At 65.0% G+C, this 11,554-nt stretch carries 9 protein-coding genes; 7 read left to right on the plus strand and 2 right to left on the minus strand.

Going from position 1 to position 11,554, the window contains the following annotated elements:
* Positions 1 to 211: 211 nt before the first annotated feature.
* The 6 genes from VFZ66_18455 to VFZ66_18480 all read left to right on the plus strand — a co-directional run bounded on the left by VFZ66_18455 (position 212) and on the right by VFZ66_18480 (position 8,638).
* Complete coding sequence (locus VFZ66_18455; protein ID HEX6291172.1) at positions 212 to 1,252, plus strand: glycosyltransferase family 4 protein; 1,041 nt, start codon at positions 212 to 214, stop codon at positions 1,250 to 1,252.
* Positions 1,253 to 1,435: 183 nt separating this feature from the next.
* Positions 1,436 to 2,485 carry a glycosyltransferase family 4 protein gene (locus VFZ66_18460; GenBank protein HEX6291173.1) on the plus strand — a complete coding sequence of 350 codons (1,050 nt, stop codon included), beginning with the start codon at positions 1,436 to 1,438 and terminating at the stop codon, positions 2,483 to 2,485.
* Positions 2,486 to 2,578: 93 nt separating this feature from the next.
* Positions 2,579 to 4,432, plus strand: a complete 1,854-nt coding sequence (locus VFZ66_18465) for a thiamine pyrophosphate-binding protein (protein ID HEX6291174.1) — start codon at positions 2,579 to 2,581, stop codon at positions 4,430 to 4,432.
* A 341-nt stretch (positions 4,433 to 4,773) separates the two neighbouring features.
* Positions 4,774 to 5,106 carry a hypothetical protein gene (locus tag VFZ66_18470; GenBank protein ID HEX6291175.1) on the plus strand — a complete coding sequence of 111 codons (333 nt, stop codon included), beginning with the start codon at positions 4,774 to 4,776 and terminating at the stop codon, positions 5,104 to 5,106.
* 311 nt (positions 5,107 to 5,417) lie between these two features.
* Entirely contained in the window at positions 5,418 to 7,745 is a 2,328-nt protein-coding gene (locus VFZ66_18475) for a glycosyl hydrolase family 65 protein (GenBank protein HEX6291176.1), read from the plus strand.
* Positions 7,742 to 8,638: a universal stress protein gene (locus VFZ66_18480; protein HEX6291177.1), complete on the plus strand. Its 897-nt coding sequence runs from the start codon at positions 7,742 to 7,744 to the stop codon at positions 8,636 to 8,638. The genes VFZ66_18475 and VFZ66_18480 overlap by 4 nt, the downstream gene beginning before the upstream one ends.
* A 118-nt stretch (positions 8,639 to 8,756) precedes the next feature.
* Here VFZ66_18480 and VFZ66_18485 read toward each other — a convergent pair whose 3' ends face one another.
* Entirely contained in the window at positions 8,757 to 9,143 is a 387-nt protein-coding gene (locus VFZ66_18485) for a response regulator (protein HEX6291178.1), read from the minus strand.
* A gap of 320 nt (positions 9,144 to 9,463) precedes the next feature.
* Positions 9,464 to 10,312, minus strand: a complete 849-nt coding sequence (locus VFZ66_18490) for a hypothetical protein (protein ID HEX6291179.1) — start codon at positions 10,310 to 10,312, stop codon at positions 9,464 to 9,466.
* A 261-nt stretch (positions 10,313 to 10,573) separates the two neighbouring features.
* On the opposite strand from VFZ66_18490, the gene VFZ66_18495 reads away from it, so the two are divergent.
* Positions 10,574 to 11,554 (plus strand): sulfatase-like hydrolase/transferase (locus VFZ66_18495; GenBank protein ID HEX6291180.1); only part of this gene is annotated, 981 nt, incomplete at its 3' end.

Consider the following 11,554-nt stretch of genomic DNA (forward strand, 5'->3'; position numbering starts at 1 on the left):
TCATCGACGCGCGGCTTGAGCGGAATCTAGAGCAGCTTCGTCTGTGGGTGGCGCAAGGGATCATCGCGCCATTCGCCGAGGGCGCGTGCCGCGAGGCCACCGATGTGGCGCACATCGCGCAGCATCGGAGAGCGTTCAAACAGGCGCTTGCCTGATCCGCCGGATGCTCTTCGCGCGCGTCATCCGGTGATAGCGAAAGGAGGGCGGACAGATGCGTATTGCGCTGGTTGCCCAGCCGGTTGAGCGCGTGCCCCCCGTACGATCGGGAGCCGTCGAGCTGATCGTGTCCAACCTGGCCGAAGGATTGGTTGAGCGCGGCCACGACGTCACGCTCTTTGCCAGCGGAGACTCGCGCACCCGTGCCCGACTCGTGGCTCCCGTCCGGCGCGCGATCCAGCACGACCTTGCATACGATGGCCTGGACTGGTGGCCGCAATCGATTCTGATCGCTCAGGTCCTTGAGCGGCAGCGCGAGTTTGACATCATCAACTCGCACGCCGGATACTGGTTCTTGCCTGCGCTTCACGCGCTGACGACACCGGCCGTGCTCACGTTTCACGGCTACGTCCACCGGAAGATCACCACCGACATCCTGGCGTATCATCGCACAGCGCCGCTGGTCGCCGTATCGAACTATCAGCGCGCGGCGACCGCAGCGCTCGACCTTAACTGGGTGGACACGATCTACAACGGCGTTGCTACCAGCGACCTCACCTACGCGGATCAGATCGGCGAGTACCTGCTCTTTCTGGGGCGGGTGGTCCCGGTCAAGCGCCCGGACGCAGCTATCAGGGTCGCGCTGGCCGCAGGGATTCGCATCGTCGTGGCTGGGCCGGTCTTAGACGGCGATTACTTCGACCATGTGATCCGACCGCTTTTGCGGAATCCGGGCGTTGAGTACGTCGGTGAGGTCGTCGGGGAGCAGCGGCGATCCCTGCTCAGCGGCGCTCTCGGATTGATCCATACGGCGGAATGGGAGAGCTTCGGCGTATCTTTAATCGAGGCGATGGCCTCCGGCACGCCCGTGGTCTGCTCGGATCGAGCAAGCATGCCGGAGCTGGTTCTGGATGGTGTGACCGGCTATGTCTGCGCGTCGCTCAACGAGATGCGCGATGCCTGCTGGCAGCTGTCTGGCATCTCACGCGCTGCGTGCCGCGCGCACTTCCTCCGCAACTTTACCGCAGACACGATGGTCGATCGCTACGTGCAATGCTATGAGCGGCTCGCGGCTACCGGCAGCGCGCGCGTGTAGCACCCAGGCGCGTCGGCGTGCCGCGTGTCGCACGAGCAGCGCATCTGCGGCCCTGCAACCGACAGCGTCGTCCTCGATACCGGCCACACGCACACGCTAAACCATACGCGCACAAACGTCTGCAAGAGCGCCTTCACGGCGGTCATCGCATCCGAGGCCATCCCTGTTCGCGGAGGAGGTAGTATGCGAATCGCACAGGTCGCGCCCCTGGTGTATCCGACGCCGCCGCCAGACTACGGTGGCATCGAGAGCTTCCTCGCGCTGCTGGTCGACAGCCTGATCGATCGCGGTCATGACGTGACGCTGTTCGGCACCGGAGACACCCACACCCGCGCCCGGCTTCACGCCATTGTCGACGAATGCCTGGCAGCACAGTACGCCAGGGGCCTGGCTTCCCACAGGCACGAGCACTATCACAACGCCGCCATGGCGACGATGCTCGCTCATGCCGCCGACTTTGACGTGATTCACTGTCATCTTGGCTGTCGGCGGCTCCCCTTCAGCGCGCTGTCTCCCACGCCCATCCTCTTCACCCTGCACGATGGGCTGAACATCGACGATCGGTGGGTCCTGACCCGCTACGCGGAGGCGCGTGTCGTCGCGATCAGCCGCGATCAGGTGCGCGACCTCCCGCACAGCCGTCAGGAGCGCATTCCCGTGATTCATCATGGATGCGAGTTCCGTGCAGGCTATGTTCCCGCCACCGAGCGTGGAGACTATCTGATGTTTCTTGGCCGCATGGGACCGGACAAGAATCCCGTCGATGCGATCCGGATCGCGCGCAGCGTCGGCTGCCGACTCGTGCTCGCCGGAGGGCCGACGCCGTGGGTCGAGAGCGAGCAGCGCTATGTTGCCGAGCAGGTCGCGCCACACGTGGACGGCGAGCAGATCGTACATGTTGGCCGCGTCAACCTTCAGCGCAAGCGCGCGCTGCTCGACGGTGCCCTGGCGCTGTTGTTTCCCGTACGCTGGCGCGAGCCATTTGGTCTGGTGATGGTCGAGGCCATGGAAGCTGGCGTTCCCGTCCTGGCGTATGCCAATGGCTCGGTGCGGGAGGTGATCGACGAGGGCGTGACCGGATACCTGGGCGCAAGCGTCGAAGACCTTGCCGCGCTCGTCCCCGCAGCGTTACGGCTCGACCGGCAGAGATTGCGGTCGCATGCGGCATCGCGCTTCAGCCTGGATCGGATGGTGAGCGAGTACGAGGCGCTGTATCGCTCGGTTGTGCGCTGAGAGGCACAGGCTCCCCGATTCTCCACGAGGCCGTTGATCAAGCGGACGATGGCAGCCGTATCATCCCCGATGATCGGCGACTGGAGGCACATCATGGGTGACGGTACACAGCGGCATTCCCACGACGGCGGACCCGACCACGTGCTGACAGGCGCGCACGCCGCCGCCTGTGTCCTCGATCAGGAGGGTATTCGCCTGGCATTCGCCTATCCTGGCACGTCGGAGCTTGCCCTCTGTGATGCCGTGGATCGGACCGCGGGCATCGACCTGGTGAGCGGACGCGGCGACACGGAGGCGGCGTTCATGGCGGCTGGAGCTTGCGCGCTCACGCCTTGCGCCGCCGCTGGCATCCTGCATGGCGCGCGCGGATTGACCAACGCGCTGGGGGCGATTGCCACCGCCCGGCGCAACGAAGTAGGCGTCGTGTATCTCGTGGGCATGCCCTCGACCGGATCGGCGTGCTTCTTGCCGCCGCACGGCGAACCCGATCTGATCGGGAGCGCTGGCCGCTTCGCGAAATGGTCCTATGAGCTGGGCGCGCCAGACACATCCGGCAATGGGCAGACGACACCCGCTCACTATTTCACGCGGTCGCTGCGGGCCGCGATACGGATCGCGCGAGCGCGACCCTGCGGCCCGGTCCTCGTCGGCATTCCCCAGAATACGCTTGAGACGCGCTGGGTGCCGCAGCAGGTGGTGCTGGCGGATGCTCCGCACGAGGCGCCGCGCGCGGTGCCTGCCCTATCGAGCGCGGTCGCGCTCATCGAGGGCTGCGGGCGCAGGCTGATCCTGCTTGACGACTATTTCCTCAGGTACGCTGAGTCACGGCCCGCATTGCGCGAGTTCGCCGAACTCCTGGGCGCGCCCGTGCTCCAGGTGCGCTACCGGCGCGGCCCGATGCTGTTCGAGCGATTGTCGCGGAGCGATGTCCCGCTGTTCGTCGGATGGTACGACGCGCTGGAGGCTGCGCACCGGGAACTCATGGAACAGGCCGAGCTGGTGATCACGCTCGAAGATCGCAATATGTATCCACGGGTGATCGGGCCGCTGCCTGCATGTCGTAAGCTCGTCATCACCACGGATCGAGCGAAGAGCTGCAAGAATGCGTACGTCGGCTCCGATGACATCGTGGTCGAGGGCGATGTCTGCGAGATCCTGCGTCGTCTTTCAGCCCTGCTGCGTCCGATTCTTACCACGAGCGGCGCTGCTCGGCGAGGCACATGGGACGACGGCACAGCGTGCGGCTCATCCGTCGATCGCGTCGTCGGCGAGCAGGCCGTGCCGTCCGCCGCGCTGCACCTGAGACGAGCGATTGCCAGCAGCTTTGCTCGCGCCTTTGATGCCGTCTCCTGCCCGATGCTCGTCGACGACAGCCAGATGTTCGGCGGCCTGCTCGCCGAGGAGTACGACCAATACCCGCCGCGTCTGCGGGTCTTCGGCGATCACGCGGGCTTTGTCGGGAGTGGAATCAGCTTCGCTACCGGGCTTGCGGCCAGCGATCCGGCATTGACCGTCGTCTGCACCCTGGGCGATCAGGGCTTCTGCAATGGGCTGCAAGGTCTGGTGGCGCTGGGCGAGCAGCGCGTTCCCCTGACGCTCGTCGTCTGCAACAATGGCGAGAGCGTATCGCTCCGTAAGCAGGCGCTCACGATCGATCCCGGCGCGCTCCAGGGTGGGATACATGCCATCCTGCGGAATCCGCCGAATATCGATTATCAAGCGCTCGCTGCCGCGCTCCAGGTAGACTCCTCTGTCGTCGCGTGGACATCCGACATGGAGCCGGATGAGACGGAACAGCGCGCTGCCGAACTTCAGGCGCAGCTAGTGAGCGCCTTCCATGCGCGGCAGCCCCGGCTGATCGAGCTGCGGCTTCCGCCTCTGGGAACGGCCTGGCACGGCATCTGGCGCACCGAGGGCCTGGAGCAGCTTGCCAGGCAAGCGCATTGACCGTGCGATGCCGATGGTGACCTCTCCGCATCAGGTGTCGATTTCGCTACCGGCAGACTCCAAGCCCGGCGGTATAGTGGTCGCTATAGCGACCGATCAGCAGCATCGTCCCACGTGAGATCGTCGCCGCACACACGCTGTTCACGCATCACTCGTTCCGGCTCCACGCAGGCACCCGGCGACGACCTCCCACCGTATCTGCTGACGGCTCGCGCACCGATCGTTTGTCCCGCGATGGCGGGCAGGGGTACGCTCCTCGAACACCACGCGATGAGCACCGCCCTCGTAGCGCCGACATCGCGTGACCTGTGGTTGCTGGCGCGCCGGGGGGAGGCACGATCATGTACGCGCAGAGGTATGAGCCCGTGACCTCAGTCACGGTGAACACGTTCAGGTACACCGCCGAGGCGTCCGAGGATGGGGTGATTCTGCGGGAGGCACCGCACATCGACATTTGTCAGGGCCGCGCCTATATCAGGCCAACGCCGCGTGATCGCGATTGGATTCTGGTGACACGTGACGGAGCCGTGTCGAAGAACGGCCAGGCGGCGCCGAGCGCCACGCTGGCGCTGCTGCGCTCCATTCCGTCCACGTTCTTCAAGAGCTGGGGCATCGTGGGCCAGCTCAGGCCAGCTATCGGTTCGCCCGTACCGTCGAGCGATGCCCATAGATGAGCAGCCGATCCGTGCCAGGAGCAGATGAGGTTGACGGCAGACGGCAGTTATGCATAGTGCGTGCTGCGCGCCGCAGCCCTCGGAAACCGTCATGCAACAGCCTCATCGTCGTGCGAGACGGCACGCGCTCGCGTCCGTCCTGCACGATGGCGCAATCTTCACGGCCCGATATGATTCCTTGTCGTCCTCCTGCGTGTGGTCCTGTACGATGAAGCATATCGATAGATCCGCCATTGCGTGTGGCTGCAACGGCCACATAAGATCCGTCGGCAACCGCACCATTCCGGATACATTGGCTTAGAGGTACGTATATGCTAACCGCACATGCTCCTGACGCGGTGGTGCAACATTGGGCTGAAGCAGCCCTCCGCGTCCCCGACGATCCTGCCTGGCGCATGACCGTGACAGGCTATCAGCCCGCGCTTGAGCATGATATTGAAACGCGGTTCTCGATCGGCAACGGATTCATCGGCGTGCGCGGCTCGCTTGAGATCCCGACACGTGCCTCACGCCCGCGCACCTTTATCGCCGGACTCTTCGATACGTCGCCGAACGACGCGGCGCACTCGGTGCTTGTCGCAGGACCGGATTGGGTACAGCTCAAGCTGATCGTTGCTGGGGCACCGCTCTCTATCGACAGCGGCACGACGCTGGCACATCACCGGACGCTCGACTTCAAGCGCGGCGTGATGATCGGCGAGTGGCAGCAGCGCGTGCCAACCGGCCAGACGATTCGGCTCCGGACGCTGCGCTGCGCCTCGCTCGTCACGCGCACCCTGGCGCTCCAGCTCGTGGAGATCAGCGTCGATCAGCCAACGCCGCTGACCCTTGAAACAGGACTTGATTCGGATGAGGACGGCCTCCGGGCTGTCTCGGATGACTCCACGATCAAGGTCTGGCGCACCGCGCACAGCACGCGCTACCTGGCGGCGTCGACTGACGCAACACTCACCGTTGGCGAGCGGTGCCTCCGGCCAGCGGCTCGTATCGCAGACCGCCAGCGATGGCACTGGATCGCACAGCCGGATCAGCCCGCGGTCTGTGTCCGCTTCGTTGCGCTGGCCCGTGGTGATAGCCTGGACGATGCCAGGCATACCGTGCGCGCCACGCTTTCCGATGCGCGGCAATCGGGTCCGATGGCGGTGCTTGCGGCGCACGAGCAGGCCTGGGCGGCGCTGAGCGCCGCGAGCGATGCGATCGTGGAGGGCGACGATGACGCACAGCAGGCGCTCCGCTTCGCGCAGTATCATCTTATCAGCGCGGCCAATCCCGACGATCCACATGTCTCGATCGGAGCGCGCGCCTTGACCGGCGATGCGTACCAGGGGCATGTCTTCTGGGATACCGAGATCTTTCTACTCCCGTTCTATACGCTGACCTGGCCGGAGGCGACCCGCGCCCTTTTGCTGTACCGCTGGCACACCCTGCCTGCCGCCCGCGAGAAAGCGCGGAGCTTCGGCTTCCAGGGCGCGTGGTATGCCTGGGAGTCCACCGATACCGGCGCGGAGGTCACGCCAACCCAGGTCCTGGCACCCGACGGGCAGATCGTCTTCGTACGCAATGGCACCAATGAGCTGCATATCAGCGCGGCGGTGGCGTATGCCGTCTGGCAGTACTGGCAGCTCACGGGCGACGACCGCTTTCTGCTCGATGCGGGCGCGGAGATGATCCTCGAAACGGCGCGCTTCTGGGCCAGCCGGGCCAGAGTGGCGCCTGACGGTCGCTTCCACATTCGCAACGTGATCGGTCCCGACGAATACCACGAGGGTGTAGACGACAACGCTTATACCAATGGCATGGCGCGCTGGAATATCATCTGCGGGCTGTATATTGCGGATCTGCTGCAACAGCGCTGGCCGGATCGCTGGGCCGCGCTGCGACGGCAGATCGAGTTGCGGACAGATGAGCTGACTGTGTGGCATGCGCTTGCCGAGACGGTGTTTAGCGGCTTCGATCCACGGACCAATCTGTTCGAGCAGTTCGCGGGCTACTTCGCGCTTGAGCCGATCGACCTTGGCGCATACGCAGAGCGCAATGCTCCGATGGATGTCATCCTTGGCCGGGAGCGGACGCAGCGCAGCCAGGTGATCAAGCAGGCAGATGTGCTGATGCTGCTGGCGCTGCTGTGGGATCAATTCCCGCCGAGCGTACATGCGGCCAATTTCGCGTACTACGAGGCGCGCTGTGGGCATGGGAGCTCGCTCAGCCCGGTGATCCATGCGCTCGTTGCTGCCCGGCTGGGAAAGGTGGATCGCGCGCTGCACTATTTCCAGCAGGCTGCCGCGATCGATCTGCGTGACGCGATGGGCAATACCGCGCTGGGGATTCATATCGCGACGCTGGGCGGGCTGTGGCAGGCGCTAGTCTTTGGCGTTGCGGGCCTGCGCTGTACGGATGAGCAGGTGCGCTGCGATCCGCACCTGCCGTCGACGTGGCGGCGGCTTGAGGTTCCGGCACGGTGGCGCAATCGACGTATCCGCGTGGTCATCGAGCATCCGTTGCAGATCGCGGTGACGCTTGAGGATGGCGCGTCGCTCCCGCTCGTCGTGGGCGATCTGGCGCGCACGATCCAGCCGCACCAGACGCTGCGGGCACGGTGGGATGGCGCGGAGGGGCGCTGGCAGGAGGTGGCGCTATGAGTGAAACGACGTTTACAGCCGGTGGTCGGGTGCTGGTTGCGCTCGATGGATCGCCGGCCTCGGCGACCGCGCTGCCGATTGCGCTCACGCTCGCCGATCAGCTCGCCGCACGTCTTGAGATCCTTCATGTCGTTTCGGAGCGACCATCAGCGAACGACATCCGCCGTCGCCTGCGCCTGGATGCCGATCCGTGGCTGGACATCGAGCTTCGCATCGCCATCGGCAAGCCGGTCGATACGATCTTGCAGGCCAGCGCCGAGCCAGATATGATCCTGCTGGTGATGACGACCCACGGGCGGATCGTCGAGCCGGGCCGGGCGTTTGGCCGCGTGGCGCAGGCGGTCGCTGCCGAGGCGACGCGGCCCATTGTCATGGTGCGTCCGGAGGTAGCGACCGATTTCATGGAGCACGGCGGCTCGGTGCGCCATGTGCTGCTGCCGCTCGATGGCACGCCCACGACGGCTGCCTTACTGCGTCCCGCGACCGCGCTTGCGAGTCGGCTGGCAGCCTCGATCGACCTGCTGTATGTAGTCGCCGCGCAGCCAGCCGTCGTGTCGGAGCCGGGCAGCATGGGCGTCCCGCGCTACCTGGATCAACCCCAGCATGAGTGGCCGGAGTGGTCCGACGAGATGATCGATCGGTTCGCCAGAGGATGCGCGGGCTGTCCGTCCGATGTGCCGATCCGCATGTTCCTGGCGCGCGGCGATATTGGACAGGAGATCGTGCGCTTCGCCAGCGAGCATCACGTCGACGTCGTCGTGGTGGCGCGGCGCAGCCACCTGGAGCCGGGCCGCGCGCGGGTGCTCCGGGCGGTCTTGAGGCACACGCCCTGCCCGCTCCTGCTGGTCGGAGCGCCGGACGGCGATGGGTGCGGCGCGCTACCGGTGGCATGAGGTCGGCTTGTTCGTGGTGCCCGGAACTGCCCCAACGCTTGCTCAGCGGCGTGTCGATGATGAAGCCTAGCCCACGTGGCGATAGCGGCTCCGGCGCGGATCATCATGTCGGAGCCGCTCACATCGCTACCTCGCGCTCGGCGAGGGCTGCCGCGATACGCCTGAGGACATCCCAGGGCGCGCTCGTCTTGAGCAGGTACTCGATCCCAGCCGCCAACCAGCGCTCCCGCTCATACTCTGCCATGCTATCGCCGGTGAGCACCAGAATCGCCAGCGTTGGGCGCTGCGCGAGGAGCCGCTGGGCTACCTCCCAGCTGCTCAGGCCGGGCATCCACAAGTCGAGCAGCACAAGATCGAAGACCTCGTGCTCGACCAGCGCCAGCGCTGCCTGGCCGTTCGGCGCGGTGGCGACGATATAGGCATCGCGCCGCAGCAGCTCCGCCAGGGTGCGACGCACGGCTTCGTCGTCATCAATGACCAAGATCCGTGGCGCTTCACGATTCATATCCACCTCCTTGGCCGCCGAGCGGCGGGCCGAGTGGAGCGAGAAAGGCTTGAACACCTGGAATAGCTCCAGGGTAGCCGGGTTATCAGGGTGCTTGTTGATGCTCGATGGTCATCCCTTGAGCTGCGTGGTTTGATGGCGCCAGATGGTAGAGGTAGCTATCTCACTATACTCCAGCGGGCGCTGCCACGTCAAGCACGCTCCAGAGCGACTCAGCGGTGCGTGCGCTCCGATCAACGCATCACGATGCGCCAGTTAGATGCGGATGATCATGGGCCGCTGGCTCGCTCTGCTTCATGGGGGCGCTCCTGTGCCGCGCGCTATGCATACGGGTTGAGCGTGTGGATGCTTTCGTTGGTCCAACCGGCGGTCGCAAAGGGAAGAATGGCGGCTGGCTGAATGCGTGCGGCTTCCTCGTCCTCCGTACAGATGACGTGGGCTGTCCCAATGTCTGGGATCTTGAACCACTCGTCCGTCGGCCTATGGAACTTGAACCACAAGCCGTCGATGTCATCGACGCGAAACTCCGCGCCTGCATCGGTCGGATGGTAGCCGGGCGGGCCGTCTTCGGGAATCATAAAGAAGTTCTGGAGCTGCGTTTGGCAGTTCTTGAACCAGCAACTTCCAGCGATTCCCAGGGTTCGTCGCTGGATCATCGGCGCTGCGGGTATGACCGGCAGCACGAGCGGCGCCTGGCGCGTCCATGCGAGCTGCCTGGCTGCGCCGTGCGCGGCCCCTCCACCTCCGGCGGCGTGCTGAGGGACGAGCACGCCCGCGCCCAGGGCCTTCTCGGCGGACGTTTCAGCGGGCGGTGTCCGCGCGTCGGGCATACGAATCACCGCGTCGGCGATGCGGTCGGCCTCCTGCTCGTAGGCGTCGCCCGGCGTGCTGACGGTCAGTTTTGCCTGAAGCATCCCACGGGCAGGAGGATACACGCGGATCTGGCTGAAGTCATGCCCGAAGCCTCCCGATGGCCTGGCGGACGGTGGCGCAAGGGCTTCGGCGTGCGCTTGGGGCACGGGGAGACGAGCGGGCTGACGGAGCCGCCCCGTCGCGTGCGACCGAAGGGGCAGGTCGCGATGCGCCGTCGCCGTGGATGTGTGCGATCGAGCAAGGGTGGAGGATGGGCGCCTGGGTGGGTGCTGTAGCTGCTGTCTACCAATCTGCATGTCGTCCTCCGTCCGGTGGCGGGGAGCGCCCGCCCCAGGTGATCCAGACCAGGGTGCATCGATGGGTAGTGCTGGAAGCTAGCATAGCAGATCGACGTGGCGCTGTCGAGGACCCAGCGCAGAGCGTGATGGCTGCTCGATTGGCCGCTTCAGCTCGCGCCCGAATCCGGTATAGTATGGGGAGTCAGTAGTATCCGAGACAACGCTCTTTGCCTCGATCTCGATGATCCGTCACGATCTCCATGCTACGGAGCACCACCGATGGCACAGTCACCCAACATCCTGTTGATCATGGCCGACCAGCTTGTGCCCTTCCTCACGGGAGCCTACGGCCATGCCGAAGTTAAAACGCCGCACCTCGATCGTCTCGTTGCCCGTGGCGTGCGCTTCGACGCTGCGTACACCCCCTACCCGCTCTGCGCGCCTGCGCGCGCCGCGCTGATGACGGGGCGGTATGCTTCCCGCCTCGGCTGCTATGATAACGCCGCCGTGCTGCACGCGGATGAGCCGACGATCGCCCACTACCTGACGAACGCGGGGTACGAGACGGTGCTCAGCGGGAAAATGCACTTCATCGGTCCCGACCAACTGCACGGCTTTCGGCGGCGCCTGACGACCGACGTGTACCCCGCTGGATTCGACTGGGTTCCGATCCTCGATGCCACGGGGCAGTTCCCGCGTGGTGGACATGCCCGCATGTACGCGCCGCCCAACGTCGGCGTGCGGATCTGGAGCAAGTTTCTCTCCTACGATGAAGAAACGCACTTTCGGGCGCTCGAATACATCCGAGAGCGCGGACGGCTCCAGCCCACCGAGCCGTTCTTTCTCGTTACGTCCTATCACAACCCCCACGATCCGTTCCATGTGACGGAGGAGCTGTGGAGCCTCTACGAGGACACGCCGATCTCGATCCCGACGCATCCGGAACATCTGGAGGCGACCTATTCGGCGATGGACCGCTGGCTCAACGAGGCGCACGCAACCGATCAGGTCGACCTGGATGATCCGGGCAATCTCCGGCAGCTCCGTCGCTCGTACTATGGCCTTGTCACCTATATCGATCGCAAAGTCGGCGAATTACTGGACGCCCTTGAGCAGACAGGACAGGCGAGCAATACGATCGTAGTCTTCACGAGTGATCACGGCGATATGCTGGCCGAAAAGCGGATGGTTCAGAAGCGCTGCTTCTACGAGTGGTCTGCCCGTATTCCGCTGATCATCCACTTTCCGCAGGAGCAGGGC

Source organism: Herpetosiphonaceae bacterium (assembly GCA_036374795.1).
GTDB lineage: Bacteria > Chloroflexota > Chloroflexia > Chloroflexales > Kallotenuaceae > LB3-1.

What these genes read in the sequence shown, in the direction of transcription:
- VFZ66_18455 (HEX6291172.1), top strand. Translation starts at nt 212, where the DNA reads ATGCGTATTGCGCTGGTTGCCCAGCCGGTTGAGCGCGTGCCCCCCGTA.
- VFZ66_18475 (HEX6291176.1), top strand. Translation starts at nt 5,418, where the DNA reads ATGCTAACCGCACATGCTCCTGACGCGGTGGTGCAACATTGGGCTGAA.
- VFZ66_18490 (HEX6291179.1), bottom strand. Translation starts at nt 10,312, where the DNA reads ATGCAGATTGGTAGACAGCAGCTACAGCACCCACCCAGGCGCCCATCC.
- VFZ66_18465 (HEX6291174.1), top strand. Translation starts at nt 2,579, where the DNA reads ATGGGTGACGGTACACAGCGGCATTCCCACGACGGCGGACCCGACCAC.
- VFZ66_18480 (HEX6291177.1), top strand. Translation starts at nt 7,742, where the DNA reads ATGAGTGAAACGACGTTTACAGCCGGTGGTCGGGTGCTGGTTGCGCTC.
- VFZ66_18470 (HEX6291175.1), top strand. Translation starts at nt 4,774, where the DNA reads ATGTACGCGCAGAGGTATGAGCCCGTGACCTCAGTCACGGTGAACACG.
- VFZ66_18460 (HEX6291173.1), top strand. Translation starts at nt 1,436, where the DNA reads ATGCGAATCGCACAGGTCGCGCCCCTGGTGTATCCGACGCCGCCGCCA.
- VFZ66_18485 (HEX6291178.1), bottom strand. Translation starts at nt 9,143, where the DNA reads ATGAATCGTGAAGCGCCACGGATCTTGGTCATTGATGACGACGAAGCC.